The following is a 17,147-nucleotide window of genomic DNA, read 5'->3' on the forward strand; positions in this document are numbered from 1 at the left end:
GTTTTTTCAATTGAAAAAAAACTTTCTAACCAAAATGCAGAGAAAAGCAGTCCAGAAAGCGATTATGGAAAAAATGTAAATTATTTTTGATTTTTTGCTCATCTTTGCCCACGTCTTATCGTCGGGCCCACCTGGTGCAACCATGTCAATTCTCCTTGGATCCTGAAATTGGAATTGAATGACTGAAAGGGGAGACACCGAACGAAGTTGATCCAGGGGTCGCAACGCCAACTTCAAGAGCGGTATTTCCTCCATATGCATGAGTAATTGCAAGGAATGCATTCACATTGAACGGCGTGGGTACTGAGATAAATCCCTGCACCCCATCGCCATTCATAAATGAATTTGTTCCGGCGCCGGTTCTATCTCCGAATATCCAACCAAGAGAAGCTACGCCACCGGGTTTTACCGAGATTGATCCGGGGTTACTCTGTGTGATGCCTCCGGCTGCGTACGTAGTTCCGTCATGCAGATTGACGCTTAGATCTGCACTTGCTGACAGCGATCCAGAGCCAATTGTGGCGTAATCAGGTGCTAGTCCACGTCCATATTCACCAAACCCTGCAGAATAATCCCCCGTGTTAAACCCGGGCGAAAACGGCCCATACGGATCGACCTTCGGCGTCGCTGCCTGCGCACTCGACGTGCCCCAGCTGTATGGCGAGCTTGCGTCGCCCGTGCTCTGCGTAATAAGGTCTTGCACTGCCTTCGATGGCGTTGCCAATATCGACGCGTCTTGCATCAGGTAATGTCCCGTGCTGTCCGTCACCAGGTTCATGCTCGTCGTGTCATAAACCGCATTTGTTGGTGTATCCGCGTTCAGTGGAACCACAATGCCCGTCGAAGTGTATTCCTCATACTGGCTGTTGTCCGCCGCGCGCATCGCATCTTCGATCTGCGCCGCCGTTATCGGCGAACTGTCCGGATTCGTGATGCCCTGTGCCGCTGCGTCCGCCGCGATCTGTTGTGCTTTCGCCTTCTCTTCCGGATGCAACTGCCGATTAAACCGATCAACGTTATACCCCGCGAACGCCCCTGCCTCACCACCCACAACTGCACCAGCCCCCGTCGCGAGCACATTCGCGACAATATTCCCAAGCGCCAGATTCATCGAAGCATTACCAGTCGGATCCGATCCTGCAATCTCCTCGCTAAGACTATTCAACTGTCCCGCCGCAATCGATGCAATCGCCGCCCCCGCCGCGCCACCGAGCGCATTCCCCCCAGCCAGCCCCGTTACGAGTGCCGCACCCGCCGCCTGCATCATCGCGCGGTCCGTGCCGCCTTCCTTCCACGCGTCCATCCCGGCCCGATCGCCCGCGGCGGCGGCCTCGTCGTACTTCATCTTCGCGTAGTCGCCGATACGCCGGGACACCGCTTCGGCCGCGGCGCTCGCCGCCGCCATCATGTCGGCCTGACGGTCCAGCAGATCGTTCACATCCGGCAGCTTCGCGACCGTGCCATTCGTGTCCGACGTGTCGCGGTTCAGATCCGCGACGTCCTGCGTCTGGTTCGACTGATCGTTGATGACGATCGTCCCTTCGCTGACGGCCGTTTTCGTCGTCGCGCTGTCGCTGCCACTGTCGTTCTGGCTCAGCATAGGCGCAATGCCGCCGCCGTTGATGCCCGAGGTGCTGCCGTGCGTGCTGTAGTTCGCGCCGCCATCGCCCGCGGTTACGCCCGCGCCGAATCCTCCCGAATGCGCTTCGTAATTCGACGAATTCTGAATGTCCGAGAACGTCAGCGTACCGGTGGCCAGCGTGTTCTGCGACGCATCCGCCTCACTCGAAATCAGCGCACCTTTCAGATCCGTGTTGCCCTGTACGTTGATATTGAAGCCGCCGTCGCCGGCCTGAATGCCGGCCTGTTCGTTCACGCCCGCATAGCTGCCGCTCGCGTTCGCGTTGGTCTGGCTGAAGCTCGCGCTGCCGCCGCTCTGGCTGATGCTGAATCCGCCGCCGATACTCTCCCGGTGCGCGGCACTCGTCATCGTGTCCTGCACGCTCGCAATATTCAGGTCGCCGCCGATGCTCGCATTGACCTGCTGCCCGCTCACGTTCGAACCGATGATGTTCGTGTCGCCTCCGGAAATGATCGTTGCGGTTCCCGATGCGTTTACGTGCGTGTTGTTCTGAATGGTTGCATCGCTATTGCCGTCGCCGTTTGCCTTCGACATCGCCGCGCTCAATCCGATCCCGCCGCTGCCGATGGAAACGCCGATGCTGCCGCTACGCGACTCGTCGGTGCTGCGGGTCGAGTCGGTATCGGTCGAATTGAGCAGATTGACCTGGTTCTGCGCGGCGAGAATCACTTCGCCGGCATTCACGTCCGATCCGACGATCGTCACGTTGCCGCTGCCGGGCGTCGTGTTTCCTGTCGCGAGGAATGCCGCCGTGCCGCCCGCCGTCACGCTCGAACCGACACTCGTAGTGGAGTCCTCACTAAAAGTACTCTTCGAACTGCTGGAGCCGAAACTCAGTTCGAGCTTCATTTGCGGCATCTCGCCGTTCGCCAGGCTACGGACAAGACCGCCCGCTGCCTGGTCCGCGTCCCACATCGCGCTAGCCGCCGCGATTCCGTGCAGGGCGGCGGCGCGGCCGTCCTTGCTGTTGCTCGCGGCCTGGGTCTGGCCGACTGCGTTGGAAATCGCATCGATGACCGGCGCCTTCAAGGCCAGCGTGAAGCCGCTCTGTTTGAGTTCGTGCGTTTCGTCGGCGTGCGCGCTGTTCGTCGCGGCATCGATGGTCACGTTGGCGCCCGTGCCGGTGATGTTGCCGGCTGCGATCAGGTCGCTGCCCGTCACGTGCAGATCGTTGCCCGCGGTGATATCCAGATTGCCGTTCAGCGAGCCGACGACGCTCCCCGTATTGACGACCTGTGACGTATTGGCGGTGTCGGTCTGGGTTTTAGTGCCGAACGAAATGCCGAGGCCGCCGGCGGTGCCGAAGCCCGATTCATGCTTGCGGTAATAGCTGGAAGTGCTCTGCGTATCCTGCGACGTCGTGATGGTCACATTGCCAGCGGCGGCGAGGGCGACGTCATGGGTCCCCGCGACCGTCGAACCCTGCACTGTCAGGTCTTTGCCCGCGGTGATGCTGACGGTATCGCCCGATACGATGCTTCCCATGCCGAGGTTCGTTTGCATGCTCTCCATCGTGTTGGTGGTCGAGCCCGCGAATGCGCTGCCGCGTTTTGATTCGGTCTCCAGATAACTATCGTGCTGTTCGCGTGCTTCATTGAGGGTGACGTTGCCGGTGGCCGCGATCGTTGCCGTGCCTGCGCCGTTGTCCACGCCGTCGGTCATGCCCGCAGTCAGGCCCGAGCCGGTGAGTGTCACGTTGCCTTTGTCCGCATCGGTACTGATCGCCGCGAGCGTCGCGTTGCCGCCCGCGGTGAACGTCGTGCCCACCGATTGTTCGTCGTACGTATGACTGATTTCCTTGCGCGTGTCGCTGTCGGCGGCGACGTTGTCGCGGGTGGCCGTGTTCGTAACCGTCGTTGCCGTCAGGTCGCCACCTGCAACGACCGCCATGTCGCCTCCGGCTGTTACCGTCGCGCCCCTGAACGTTGCGTCGTTGCCGCTCTGTATCGCGAGGTCGCCGCCAGCCGTGATCGCGCTGGTCTGGTTGATGACGGTGTTCTCTTCCCAGTGATGCTGGTCGTTCAGCGCAAGCGATTGCGATGTGCTGGACTGCACCGCATCGACGGTGATGTCGTTGCCGGCGGTGATCTGCGCAGCGCCGCCCGCGCTGATGTTGGCACCGCGCACCGTCAGGTCATTTCCGGCTGCAATCACCATGTCGCCGGTCGATGCAATCGTGCCCTGCGCGCCGAGCAGCGTCTGGCTGACGTTGCTATTGCCGGCCGCCGAACTGATGCCATTCACGTCGACCAGCGTCGTGTTGACGATGTCATTGCCCGCCAGCACCGCCACGCGATTGCCGCTGATCATCCCCGATGCGTTCACCACGTCGTTGCTCGCCGCGAGAATCGTCGTGCCGTCCGCATCGCTGCTGCCGATCGCGCCGCCCCGGTTCAGGATATCGGTCGCGCTGATCACGGTCTGCGTGCCGCCCTTGATGACGCCCGAGTTGACCGCGCTGCCGGTCGCGTGAATCTGCACGTCATCGGCCGCAATCAGCGCGCCGGTCGGTTGCAGGTCGTTCGCATGGGTCTGCGCGAGATAGACGACCGGTGCCAGCACCTGCTGCGTCGTGCCGTCCGGCAGCGTGACGGTCTGGCTGACGAGCCACACGATATCGCTCGTCAGCGCATCCATCTGCGCGGCTGTGAGCGCGATGCCGGGCACGAGGCCGAACTGTTCGGCGACGTTCGCGCCGCTCGTCATCAGCGCCTGGTACTGCTCAAGGTTGTCCGTATAGCCGTCCAGATAGACGCGACCGGTCAGCTGCGTGATCTGCTCGCGCACCAGTTGCTGTTCGTACATGCCGTCGCCCAGGCGCTTTTCGATCGTCTGCGGATTGAGGCCGAGCTGCTGCAGCATGTAGTCGCTGGAGATGAAGTTCGTGTAGCTGGTCAGACGCGGGTCGGTGACGATCAGGTATGACGCATCCGGCGTGCTGTGGATCGTGTACAGGCCGCTGGTGGGCAGCGTGATGTCCAGTGTGCCCGTGCTAGTCGCGACGGTCTGCGGCGCATTCACCTGCGTGCCCGCGAGCAGATGGTTCGCGCCGAGCGTGGCACCGGTCGCGCCGGTCGCGGAGTCGGCCGCCGCGACGTTGGTGTTGCTGATGTCAGTGGCGCTGATCTGCACTGCGTTGTTCGCGATGATCGTGCCGCCCGTGCCGCCGATCGCCACCGGCGTGAGCACCACCGATGGCTGCACGACCGTGCCCACGTCCTGCGTGATGTTCTCGTTCCACGCGTAGGTCGACACGATGTCCTGGCGCTGGTACTGGTACAGCGTCTGGCCGATGTTGTTGACGGTGGTGCCACCGTAATTGCCAGTGCCGTTGGCGATGTCGCCGTTCTGTTCGCTCGAACCGATCTGGATCGAGCCGCCGGCCGCGATTGCGCTGTGGTGGTTGTTCAGGGTGCCGACGTTGGCCAGCACCAGGTTGCCGCCTGCGAGCAGTTGGGCCTGCTTCGCCTCGGGACCTGTTACCTGGTCCTGCTGCGTGGTGGTCGTCGTGTCGCGTGCGATCTCGACGCGCTGGTAACCGTTGTGGCCGTCGCTGCGGGTCGCGTACTCGGTCGAGGGCAGGTAGTTGACGTTCGGGTCGTAGTCGTCCCAGTAGTTGACGGTCACCGAGCCGTCGCCGTTCGGCGTCAGCGTGTTGTACCAGAGGGTCTGCTGCTGGCCGTCGATGTCGACGATCAGCACGTTGTCGGTCGCGTTCGGTCCTGAGGACTGCGAGACGATCTGCGATGCGTTGAAGGTCGCGTCGAGCGGCGTGCGGTAGCCGTTGTTCCACATCGCCTGCGTGCAGCGGTCCCCCACGCTGTTGCCGGTTGCGCAGGCCATGTAGCGGGCGCGCTTGGTCTGGTGGACCGTGTCGACGTCGGTGGTGACCGTTTCGACTGTGGGGGCCGGGCGCGTGTTGGTCAGCGTCTGGGTGGCGATTTCGATGGTGCCTTGCGCTTCGATCGTGGACTGGTCGTTGGTGACCGAGGTACTGCGGTTGGCCAGTAATCCGTTCGCGTCGCGCGATGCGTTGGCCGCGATGTGGATGTCGCCGAGGCTGAAGAGGTTCGCGCCCGCTGTGTTCGAGATGTCGCCGGGGGAGTAGAGGTTCAGTTCCGAGGCGGCGGCGATGATCGCGGCGGGGCCGGTGTTCGCAATGGAGGAACTGGCGTTCAGCGTGACGTTGTGGCCGATGACCGTTGCGGTGTTGGTCAGCGTCGCGCTGTTCGTCGTGACGTTGTCGCCTTCGATGCGGCCTTCGTTTGCGATTGCATTCGCGGCGTTCACCGTGGTGCTGGTGGAGTTGAGCGTGGCACCGGCCTGGTTGTCGAGGTTCGCGGCGTTGAGCGTCAGCGCGTTGACCGCAGCCAGCGCGCCCAGATTGACGAGGTTGCCGCTGGCGCTGAACGTCAGGTCGTGATTTGCCTGGATCAGGTTCGCCGCGCTTTGCGTGTAATCGCCGTTGATCGTGATTGCACCGTCGTGGCCCGCGATGATGCTGCCGTCGCCGTCTAGCTGGTTCGTCGTGAGGCTCAGGTTCTGGTCGCTACCGATCGCGCCGTCCTGGTTCGCGAGCGTGCCTGCGGTAATCGCTACGCTGCCGCCGCTGCCGGCATCATTGCCGATGCGGCCGGAGGTGTTGTCGAGTGCGGCGACGTTCAGTGCCAGTTCACCGCTGGCGTGGATGGAGCCGTCCTGGTTGCTCAGGGTTGGTCCGGTGCCGCCGGTCCGCTCACCGCCGAGCCCGCTCAGCGTGAGATGGTTCGCAGCGGACAGCGAGCCCCCGCCGTTATCGACCGACTGCGCCACATTCAGCGCGAGATCGCGTCCCGACAGAACCAGCGCACCCGCCGTATTCGACAGCGTCTGCGCGTTGACCGTCACATCGCCGTTGCCGCCAATCGTGCCTGCGCCGACCGCACCACCGGAATTGGCGTTCGTGACCGTTGCCGCGTTGATGGTCGTCGCCCCGGTGCCGATGTTGGCGACGCGTCCGTTCGTGTTGTCGATCGACGCACCCGTGAGCGCAAGCTTTGCTGTCGCGCCGTCTGCTTCGATCTGGCCGCTGGTGTTATCGATCGCGCCCTGTGCGGATGCCGTGACCGCGTCGTTGCCCTGGATCAGACCGGACCGGTTATCCAGTGTGCTGTCCGACAGCACGGTTGCCGCGCCGCCCGCAGTGATGGTGCCGCCGGCGTTATTAATGCTGCCACCCACCGCCGATACATCGCCGTTGCCGCCAATCAGTCCATTGCCGGTATTAGTCAGCACGCCGTCCGCGCTCACGGACGTCGCGCCGGAGCCGCCATTTGCGATCCGGCCGCCGTCGTTCGATACGGTCTGCGCCGATACATCGAGCACGCCGCTCGCCTGCACCGTACCGTCTGTGTTATCCAGCGAGCCGGCGCTATCGATCGATACGTTCTGCGCGCCGATATACCCACCGGCACTGTTATCAAGCGACGCAACCAGGAACGTAGCCGCGGACTGCCCCGCCAGCGTACCGCCCTGATTCGCCACCGCTCCCGCATGAATATCTAGCGCGCCGTTTGTCGCCAGCGTGCCGCCGTTATTCGACAGCGTGCCTGTATTGACGGACAGCGTGCCATCACCGGAACTGGTGATCGTCCCTTGGTCGTTGAGCAGGGCAGCCGGGCCGAGCGCGAGATTGGCGCTATTGGTGTGAAGCGAGCCGCCGGTGTTATCCAGCGTGCCGGTTACGCTAATGCTGGTTAGGGCCGTACCGGTCTGAGTAATCGCACCACCACGATTGATGAGGTTCGCAGCCTGAATGTCCAGCTGCGCCGCACCAAGCGTCGCCGCACTGGTGTCGAGCGTGCCGGCTGCGGTAACCGTCAGCGCGCCACCAGCACCAACTTGCGCACCCGACGCATCCAGATCGCCACCCGTCGCGGTCAATACAAGATCGCCGTTCGCCGCCGTAGTACTTCCCGCGAGATCAACCACCGCCCCTTGCAGCATGGCGTCACCACCGGCGGCATTGGTGCCGGTCGCCGTCAGTACACCACTCGCACTGAGCGTCAGGTCACCCGACTGCGCAAGCGATCCATCGTCATTGATCCCGGCACCGAGCACGCCGTCTGACGCAATACTGCCCGCGGCAACGTTCAGATCCCGCTGCGCCGCCAGCGTGCCGCTATTGCCCAGCACACCAGCCGTCTGAACCGCAACCGACTGCTGCCCATAGGTCACGCCACTGTTCTCGACCCCACCCGCAGCCGACACCGTCAGATCGCCACTCGCGCTCGTCCGCCCGGTGAGCACAAGCTTGCCCTGCGTGGTCAGCGTCAGCTCACCGGCCTGCGCCTCGATGACCCCCGCATTGGAAACACCGACGCCATTCTCCGTCCCCACCAGCACGATCCGGTTCGCGTACATCCCGCCGAGCTGGCTGACATCGATGGACACACCCGGCGCGGAACCGTTGCCGCTAATCGCAGTCGCCGCCAGCGAATCATGCCCAACCTGATTCGCACCGCTAACGACATTGAGCGCATTCGCGTAGATAGCCGCATTCGCTTCAACAGCCCGCGCAATCAGATCGACCTGATCGACATTCTTCGCATTGAGCCCGTCTCCCTGCACGGCAATCGTGCCGCCGGTCACGTTAAAACCGCTCAGGCCGCCAGTCGCATCGAGCACCGGCGCACCGGTAGTCAGAATCCCGCGCGTGGTATTGATAAACCCGCCGCCATCGACCACGATCCCCGAGCCATTCGCGACGATCACTTCCGCCCGGTTACCCGCGACCTCGAGCGCCCCGCGCAACTGGCTCGGCGAATTGCTGTTGACCTGATTGAGAATGATCCGCGCGGACTGTCCCGGCGCGAGATTCGCATTGCCGTTGATCAGTTCCGCCAGCTGGGTCTGAACGATAGTCGGCGAATTGTTCAGGATGACGCCGGGTTTCTGCACGTCGAACTGCGAATAGGTATTGACCGACACACCGGCGCCGCTCGGCGTATTGATATTGACCTGCGGCAGACCGTTCTGCGTCTGGATCACATCGGGCGTGTGCGCACCGCCACCGACCACCTGCGCGACGACCAGCGAAGGCACCACACCAAACGCGAGCAGCGCGCCAAACGCCGCGAACCGCATCGCGAACAGCGATACACGTGTGGCGGAACGGGCGGCGATTCGCGCACCCGAGACGCTTTCACCCGCATGGGTCTTGCCGGCCGCGCTCGCAGTCTCAGCCACTGCAACGAGCATTCTCCGGCACCGGCTGTAGACCAGCCGGAACATCTTCGTATTCATCTTCAGTAATGCCTAACGTTAATCCTCCTGAAAAATAACGTAGAAAGCAAAACGAAAGATTTAATAAATGCAAAAACAATCCGGAAAGACAGGAGAAATTTGTAAATAGGACTAATCCTGTTGACTCACAGGATCTTGAATGGATTTAAATGAGGAGGAAAAATAGAGAGATAAAAGTAGTATTTATCTGGAATCAAAATTCCCGCAGCCCGCATTTCGTCTCGGAAATAGCTTTGCGCGTCCCCTGAATAATGCCCGGAAATACGGCGGATCGCCGCAGGGCGGCCGTTATAGCTCGCCGGGTCCAGTTCTCCAGACCGCACGCAGAAAAATCAAATATTCGAATTACCCATTTCCCAATATCCCGATATTCAACGGCACGCACCTCATCCAACCGAAAACCGCTCCCGATAAACCTGCGGCGCGACCTTCAAAATCCGCACGAAACTGCACCGCATCGTTTCCTCACTACCGAATCCACATCGTGCGGCAATCCGTTTAATCGACCACGAAGTTTCACCCAGCAACCGCTGTGCAGTCTCAATACGCAATTGCTCGACCGCTCGTGCCGGCGTGCGCCCGGTTTGCGCCTTGTAGTGACGCATGAAACTGCGCTCGCTCATATGCAGGCGCCGCGCGAGCGCGGGCACCGATAAATCCGCCGCGAGATGCGCGGCCATCCACGCATGCAAGTCCGCAAAACGATCGTCGGCATTTTGCAGCGACAGCGTCGCGCTGAACTGTGACTGCCCACCGGGCCGCTTCAGAAACACCACGAGCTCACGCGCGACATCGAGCGCGAGCGCGCGGCCGTGATCTTCTTCGAGTAGCGCCAGTGCGAGATCGATGCCGGCGGTCACGCCCGCCGAAGTCCAGATCGCACCATCGCGAATAAAGATCGGATCGGTTTCCACCCGCAGTTGCGGATAGCGTTGCGTCAGCTCATCACAGCGCGCCCAATGCGTGACGACGCGCCGGCCGTCGAGCAGCCCCGCCTCGGCGAGCAGGAACGCGCCGGAACAGACCGACGCGACGCGCCGCGCGCGCGGCGCCTGGCGCTGGGTCCAACGGATCAGTCGGCTATCCGTCAACGCGGCGTTCACCCCGAAGCCACCGGGAACGATCAGCGTATCGAGCGGGGCTTTCACCGAACGAATCGAACCGGCGACCAACGCCAGCCCCGACGACGACGTAACCGGCCCGGCCTCGGCCGCCACCGCGCGCGGCGCATACAGCGGAGCGAGGCCGCGCTGCGCGGCGAGTTCGTTGGCGGACGCGAAGACCTGTAGCGGGCCACTCACGTCGAGCAATTGCACGTTCGGGAAAGTGAGCAGGACGACGGAGCGAGGTTCGTCAGACATGGCAGGGTTGGATTACGCCACCGGCCGGCGTGGCAGAAACCAAGGGATGATTGGCAATCTCGCCAGAGACTACGCGCATAGAATCGATTCGTCCACTTGCAACAGCGCTCCCGGTTGCGATCCGATTCATCCATTCAATAAGGTATCCCTATGACACTGCACATCGGCTTTCTGGTGTTTCCGCAAGTCCAGCAACTCGATTTGACCGGCCCGCACGACGTGCTCGCATCGGTGCCCGGCGCGGTCACGCATCTGATCGGTAAAACGCTCGAGCCGGTGGTGTCGAGTAACGGGCTCGTACTGACGCCGAACGCAACTTACGAAAGCTGTCCGCCGCTCGACGTGATCTGCGTGCCCGGCGGCAGCGGCGTGACCGCGCTATTGCAGGATCAGCAGACGGTCGAGTTCGTGCGCCGCCAGGCGGCGAGCGCGCGCTATGTAACGTCGGTGTGCACCGGCGCCTTGCTGCTCGGCGCGGCGGGTCTACTGCGCGGCCGTCGCGCGACGACGCACTGGGCGTTTCACTCGCTGCTCGAACCGCTCGGCGCGATTCCGACGCAGGCGCGCGTCGTGCGCGACGGCAATCTGATTACCGGCGGCGGCGTGACGGCCGGCATCGATTTCGGCTTGACCGTGGCCGCTGAACTGGCGGGGCAGCACGAGGCGCAGGCGATCCAGCTCGAACTCGAATACGCGCCGGCGCCGCCGTTTGCCGCCGGAGATCCACGGACCGCGCCGCGCGAAGTGGTCGAACTTGTCACGCAGCGTTCGGCAGCAGGCTTTGCCGAGCGGCGTCGAATCGTGATGGAGATCGCGCAACGCGGGGATTGACTTCACATCCCGCCGGGTTCCACAGGTCGTTTCCATTAAACTGCTGGCTTACCCAAGTTTTACGTAAGTCAGGTTCAACAGATGAAGCGCTCCGAGTTCGCGCGGGAGGCATCCCGATGCGCGTAGGCAAACCCGTCAAGGCGCTGCCGCAACCGTCCTGCGACTATTGCGGCAGCCGCGCGCTGCTCGTCCGTTATGGCGACGACAGCTATCCGTATCGCGGCGATCAGGGACCGCTGTGGATCTGCACCGCGTGTCAGGCGTGGATCGGCGTGTATGCGCGCAGCAAACACAACGTGCCGCTCGGCCGTCTCGCCGACGCGACGTTGCGCGAAGCGAAGAGCAATCTGCACGACTTGCTCGAACCGCTGGTCGCCGGCAAGGTGCGCCGCGACGGCGTCAATGCGTTCGAGGCGCGCGCCAAAGCGATCCGCTGGGTCGCGACCGAACTCGGTTTCGAACCGCTGCCGGGCAGCATTCACGCATTATCTCCGGAACAATGCGAACAGGCGCTGCGTTACGTCGAAGCTTTTATGGCGTCGCGGCGCGCGGGCGGATAAGCAATTCGGCACGACCCAGCGCGTCCCAGCGGTAAAGCAAAACAACGCAAAGCAATTGCGCCGCGCCGTCATTAGCAATGCACGATTCGTTGGAACGAAGCCGGTGAAAACTCCCTATAGTCGGAGCCTTCACCGAACCTCATTCCATCCGCATGCTCCCGCTCAATTCCTCTTTGCTGCGCGCCCGCCGCGCGCTGCGTGCCGTCGCATTCGTCGCGGTCCCGGCGGCTGTCACCGCGTTCACGCCGTTCATTTCGTCCGCGCACGCGCAGACTCATGAGGTCGTAATCGGCTATCAGGACATGGTAGTGCCGTGGCGCTACGCGCAGGCCACCGGCGCGGTCGAAAAAGCCACCGGCTACAAGGTCACCTACCGCAAGCTCGGTAGCGGCGCCGACGTCGTGCGCGCGCTCGCGTCCGGCTCGATCCAGCTGGGCGAGGCGGGTTCGAGCCCGATTGCGGCCGGTCTATCGCAAGGCGTCGACTTATCGCTGTTCTGGATTCTCGACAACATCAACGACGCCGAGGCGCTGGTTGCGCGCGACGGCTCGGGCGTGACCCGGCTCGCCGACCTGAAGGGCAAGACGATCGGTGTGCCGTATGTGTCGACTTCGCATTTCCACACGCTGGTCGCGTTGCAGCAGGCGGGCGTCGATCCCGCGACCGTGAAGATCCTCAATCTGCGTCCGCCCGAAGTCGCGGCCGCGTGGCAGCGCGGCAACATCGACGCGACCTATATCTGGGACCCGGTGCTCGCGAAGGTCAAACAGAACGGCAAGGTGCTGATCACGTCCGGCGACGTCGCGAAGCAATCGGGCAAGGCGACTTTCGACGGCTTCGTCGCGGCGCGTCAGTTCGAGCGCGACAACGCGGCCTTTATGGCCGGTCTCGTCAAGGTGCTGGCCGACACCGACGCGCAGTATCGCGATCACAAGGCCGACTGGACCGCGACCTCGAAGCAGGCGGAGGCAGTTGCTCAGGAGTCCGGTGCAACCGCCGCCGACGTGCCCGCGAGTCTCGCGCTGTACGCATTCCCGAGCGCGGCCGAGCAGGCATCGGCGACGTGGCTCGGCGGCGGCAAGCAATCGGGCGCCGCGCAATCGCTGGCGGCCACCGCCGCGTTTCTGAAGACCCAGGGCACGATCCAGAACGTGCTGCCCGACTACTCGGCGGCCGTCAATCCACGCTTCGCGCAGCAGGCCGCGCGATGAGCATGCTCGACATCCGCGGACTGCGCGTGACCTACGACGGCGCGGCCGAGCCCGCGCTCGCGGGTGTCGATCTGCGCATCGAACGCGGCGAATTCGTGGTTGCGCTCGGCGCGTCCGGTTGCGGCAAGACCACGCTGCTGAACTGCATCGCCGGCTTCGTCGATCCGAGCGAAGGGCAGGTGCGTCTGAACGGCGAGCCGATCGTCGGGCCGGGCGCCGAGCGCGGCGTCGTGTTCCAGAAGCATGCGTTGATGCCGTGGCTCGACGTGCTCGATAACGTCGCGCTCGGTCTGCGCTTTCGCGGTGTCGCGCGCGCCGAGCGTGAGGAGATCGCGCGCCGTACGCTCGCGCTGGTCGGGCTCGAACGTCATGCGCACGCGAAAATCTATGCGCTGTCCGGCGGCATGCAGCAGCGGGTCGGGATTGCCCGCGCGCTCGCGAGCGATCCCGAAATCCTGCTGATGGACGAACCGATGGGCGCGCTCGATGCGTTGACCCGCGAGACGATCCAGGAACTCGTGCTCGACGTGTGGGACTGCACGCACAAGACGGTGTTTTTCATCACGCACAGCGTCGAGGAGGCGCTGTTTCTCGCCACGCGCCTCGTGTTGATGACGCCGGGCCCCGGCCGTATCGCCGAAGTTCACGACCTGCCGTTCGCCCGCGAGTATCTGGCCACGCGTGATGCGCGCGCGGTGAAGTCGTCGGCGGATTTCATCGGCTGGCGCGAGCGGCTCACGCGGCGGTTGCATGAAACCTTGCGGGAGGTCGCCTGATGAGTGTGCTCGAATCGTCGCGCGTCGCCCGTGAATCAGGTGGCAGTGCGAAACAACAACGCGGCAAGCGCTTCGCTGTACGAACCGGTAAAACCTTTCGCGGGATGCCCGGCGAAGGCCCGACCGCGGCGCTCAGCGTGGGCTGCGTCATCGCGTTCGCGATCTTGTGGTGGACCGCCACGCATTTCCACTGGCTTGCGCCGCTGTTTCTGCCCGCGCCGGAAGCGGTTTGGCGCGCATTCGTCGATGCGTGGAACGGCCGTCTGCAAGGTGGCCTGCCGTTGTCCGAGCATTTGCTGTGGAGCGCGCTGCGCGTATTCGGCGCATTCCTGCTCGCTGCCGTGACCGCGATTCCGCTCGGCATTCTGATGGGGGTGAGCCGCGTTGCGCGCGGGCTGCTCGATCCGCCTCTGGAGTTCTATCGGCCGCTGCCGCCGCTCGCGTATCTGCCGCTCGTTGTGATCTGGTTCGGCATCGACGAGGCCGCGAAGATCGTAGTGATCTGGCTCGCGTGTTTCGCGCCGATCGCGATGGCCGCGCGCGCCGGGGTGCGCAGCGCGAGCGTCGAGCAGGTCAACGCCGCGTGGTCGCTCGGCGCGAATTTCCGCCAGGTGGTGCTGCACGTGGTGTTGCCCGCGGCGCTGCCGGAGATTCTCACCGGCTTGCGGATCGCGATCGGCTTCGGCTGGACCACGTTGGTGGCCGCCGAAATGGTTGCAGCCACCGCCGGCCTCGGGCAGATGGTGCTGAACGCGTCGAGCTTTCTGCGCACCGACGTCGTCGTGATGGGCATCGTGCTGATCGGTCTGATCGCGTGGCTGTTCGATCTTGGGATGCGCGCGCTCGAGCGCCGGCTGGTGCCCTGGAAGGGCAAGCACTGAGTGCCGGCTGCCGCATATCAGTTACATCGCTTAGCTCCTGACGATTGATTGGTTCGCCGCCGCGCGACGCGTTGCTACAGTCGCGTCTCGCAGTCCTGAATGACGCCGGCGGAACGCACGATTCAATGCATCGCGCCGCGCCCACACTCAAAAACAAGGCCTAATCATGAAGATCAGAATCGCTGGCGCAGCAGTCATGGGGTTGCTGCTCGCACTTTCCGGCGTCGCCCACGCCGACCGTCTCGACGACATCAAGAAAGCCGGCGTACTGCGCGTGGCCACTTTCGACAGCAATGCGCCGTTCGGTTTCGTCGACGCGAAGAGCAACCAGATCGTCGGCCTCGACGTCGACTATGCGCGCGCGGTCGCGAACAAGCTCGGCGTGAAGCTCGAAATCCAGCCGACCAATCCGGCCAACCGGATCGCGTTTCTGAAGTCGGGCAAGGTCGACCTCGTGTTCGCGAACTTCACGATCACCGACGAGCGTAAAAAGGAAGTCGATTTCAGCACCCCGTATTTCTCGTCAGGCACGCAGTTCATCGCGAAGAAGGGTGTGCTGAAGTCGCCGCAGCAACTCAATACGCTGCGCGTCGGCGCCGACAAGGGCACCACCAACGAACAGCAGGTGCGCGCGCAATTCCCGGGCGCGACGATCGTCGCGTACGACGACACGCCGTTCGCGTTCGCCGCGCTGCGCGCCGGCAATGTGCAGGCGATCACCCAGGACGGCCCGAAGCTGGTCGCGCTGCTCGCGAACATACCCGACAAGACGAACTACGAGATTCCCGCTTTCACGATCTCGAACGACTACGAAGGCGTCGGCGTGCCGAAAGGCGAAGCGCGTCTGCTGAGCGCGGTCGACGATACGCTGAAGAGCCTCGAAGCGGACGGCAGCGCCGCGAAGATTTACGACCACTGGTTCGGGCCGGAGAGCCGCGCGCCGCTGCCGCGTCTGTTCAAGATCGGCGATCCGCAGAAAAGCTGAGTCAGCGAATCAGAACTTTTGCAGGCGGCCTGCCGTATCGACACGGTGGGCCGCATTTCATTTGGCAACGTAAATATCCGAGCAGAAGAACAGCATGAACGGCTGGCTGGAACCGAAGTACCTTGGCTGGATCGCCCACGGCTTTCTATTGACGCTGCTGTTGTCGGCATGCGCGGGCATCGCGGCGACATTCGCCGGTTTCGTGCTCGCGCTCGCGCGTGATGCTCGCCATGCCGCGCTCGCGCGAGGCGCGGCGCTTTATGTACTGGCGTTTCGCAATTCGCCGTTACTCGTGCAATTGCTGTTCTGGTATTTCGGCGCGGCGACATTGTTGCCGCAAAGCTGGATGGAATGGCTCAATGCGTCTCACACGCTGACACTGTGGGGCTGGAATCTCGCGTGGCCGCCGTTTGAGTTCGTCGCCGGTTGGGTCGGACTGACCTGCTATACGACCGCGTTCGTCGGCGAGGAATTTCGCGCCGGCCTGCGCGGCGTGAAGGACACGCAGCATCAGGCGGCCGCCGCGCTGGGGCTCACACCGTTCGCCGCATTCCGCTACGTGATCCTGCCGCAGGCGATCCGGATCGCGACGCCGCCGCTCGCCGGGCAGTACATGAATCTCGTGAAGAACTCGTCGCTGGCAATGACCATTGGTCTCGCGGAATTGTCGTACGTGTCGCGCCAGGTCGATACCGAGACGTTCAAAACTTTTCAGGCGTTCGGCGCGGCGACCGTGCTGTATATCGCGATCATCGCGGTGATCGAGGCGGCGCTCCTGGTTTGGCAGCGCGGCAGTGCACGCGCGTGGCAGGCGGGGCGATGATGAGCGCGCTCGACTGGTTGCCGACGCTGCGCTATCTGTTGCTCGGCACGTTCCCCGACGGGCCGCTCGGCGGCCTCGCGTTGACGGTCGCGCTGGCGCTCGTGTCGGCGCTGCTGTCGGCCGCGCTCGGTCTGGCCGGCGGCATTGCGTTGTCGCTTACACGCGGCGTCGCGCATCTCGCGCTGACCGCAATTATCGGTTTCTTTCGCGCGATTCCGGTGCTGATGCTGATCTTCTGGACTTTCTTCCTGATGCCGATGCTGTTGCACGTCGACGTGCCCGGCCTCGCGACCGTGGTCTGCGCGCTCGCGCTGATCGGCGGCGCGTATCTGTCGCATTCGGTGCAGGCGGGCATTGCGGCGGTCGGCGCGGGTCAGGCGCAGGCGGCGGTTTCGCTCGGCATGACGCGCTGGCAGGCGTTGCGCTACGTGCAGTTGCCGCAGGCGGTCCGGATCATGACGCCGTCGTTCGTCAATCAGTGGGTGTCGCTGGTGAAAGATACGTCGCTCGCTTATATCGTCGGCGTGCCCGAGTTTACGTTTCTCGCGAACCAGGTCAATAACCGGCTAATGATCTACCCGGTGCAGATCTTTCTATTCGTCGGCGTCGTTTATCTGCTGTTGTGTTCTCTGCTTCAATACGGCGCGACGCGTTTGTTGAGTCGCCGCGCACAAGCCGGAAGCGCGCCGGCGGCTCGCGCGGCAAAGCGCAAATGGACGCTGCCGTTTCGCGTGTAATCGCGGCGGCCTCTCCGAACCACGCGTCACCACCCCGGCGGATCCACCCGCCGCAC

10 protein-coding genes are annotated in these 17,147 nt (G+C 63.3%); 8 read left to right on the forward strand and 2 right to left on the reverse strand.

The window, feature by feature from the left end:
* Positions 1 to 145: 145 nt before the first annotated feature.
* Together BTH42_RS11450 and BTH42_RS11455 are read right to left on the reverse strand one after the other, a co-directional pair.
* A complete protein-coding gene (locus tag BTH42_RS11450; RefSeq protein WP_075299210.1) occupies positions 146 to 8,926 on the reverse strand; it encodes a hemagglutinin repeat-containing protein in 8,781 nt (2,926 codons plus the stop codon).
* 386 nt (positions 8,927 to 9,312) lie between these two features.
* A complete protein-coding gene (locus tag BTH42_RS11455) occupies positions 9,313 to 10,287 on the reverse strand; it encodes a GlxA family transcriptional regulator (RefSeq protein WP_075299212.1) in 975 nt (324 codons plus the stop codon).
* Between the two features lie 150 nt (positions 10,288 to 10,437).
* Here BTH42_RS11455 and BTH42_RS11460 point away from each other — a divergent pair, with 150 nt between their 5' ends.
* The 8 genes from BTH42_RS11460 to BTH42_RS11495 all read left to right on the forward strand — a co-directional run bounded on the left by BTH42_RS11460 (position 10,438) and on the right by BTH42_RS11495 (position 17,091).
* Positions 10,438 to 11,118 carry a DJ-1/PfpI family protein gene (locus BTH42_RS11460; RefSeq protein ID WP_075299214.1) on the forward strand — a complete coding sequence of 227 codons (681 nt, stop codon included), beginning with the start codon at positions 10,438 to 10,440 and terminating at the stop codon, positions 11,116 to 11,118.
* Between the two features lie 116 nt (positions 11,119 to 11,234).
* On the forward strand, positions 11,235 to 11,678 hold the full coding sequence (locus BTH42_RS11465; RefSeq protein ID WP_075299216.1) for a zinc-finger-containing protein: 444 nt from the start codon (positions 11,235 to 11,237) through the stop codon (positions 11,676 to 11,678).
* Between the two features lie 152 nt (positions 11,679 to 11,830).
* A complete protein-coding gene (gene tauA / locus BTH42_RS11470) occupies positions 11,831 to 12,889 on the forward strand; it encodes a taurine ABC transporter substrate-binding protein (RefSeq protein WP_075299218.1) in 1,059 nt (352 codons plus the stop codon).
* Entirely contained in the window at positions 12,886 to 13,665 is a 780-nt protein-coding gene (locus BTH42_RS11475) for a taurine ABC transporter ATP-binding protein (RefSeq protein ID WP_075299220.1), read from the forward strand. The genes tauA and BTH42_RS11475 overlap by 4 nt, the downstream gene beginning before the upstream one ends.
* On the forward strand, positions 13,665 to 14,546 hold the full coding sequence (locus BTH42_RS11480) for an ABC transporter permease subunit (RefSeq protein ID WP_075299221.1): 882 nt from the start codon (positions 13,665 to 13,667) through the stop codon (positions 14,544 to 14,546). Before BTH42_RS11475 ends, BTH42_RS11480 begins: the two co-directional genes overlap by 1 nt.
* 166 nt (positions 14,547 to 14,712) lie before the next feature.
* The gene (locus BTH42_RS11485; protein ID WP_075299223.1) at positions 14,713 to 15,531 is read left to right on the forward strand and encodes an ABC transporter substrate-binding protein; all 819 of its coding nucleotides are present in this window, start codon (positions 14,713 to 14,715) and stop codon (positions 15,529 to 15,531) included.
* Positions 15,532 to 15,625: 94 nt separating this feature from the next.
* Positions 15,626 to 16,354 carry an amino acid ABC transporter permease gene (locus tag BTH42_RS11490; protein ID WP_075299225.1) on the forward strand — a complete coding sequence of 243 codons (729 nt, stop codon included), beginning with the start codon at positions 15,626 to 15,628 and terminating at the stop codon, positions 16,352 to 16,354.
* Positions 16,354 to 17,091, forward strand: a complete 738-nt coding sequence (locus BTH42_RS11495; RefSeq protein WP_143752024.1) for an amino acid ABC transporter permease — start codon at positions 16,354 to 16,356, stop codon at positions 17,089 to 17,091. Before BTH42_RS11490 ends, BTH42_RS11495 begins: the two co-directional genes overlap by 1 nt.
* Positions 17,092 to 17,147: the final 56 nt, after the last annotated feature.

Origin of the sequence: Burkholderia sp. SRS-W-2-2016 (assembly GCF_001931485.1) — a bacterium.
In the GTDB taxonomy this organism is placed as follows: domain Bacteria; phylum Pseudomonadota; class Gammaproteobacteria; order Burkholderiales; family Burkholderiaceae; genus Paraburkholderia.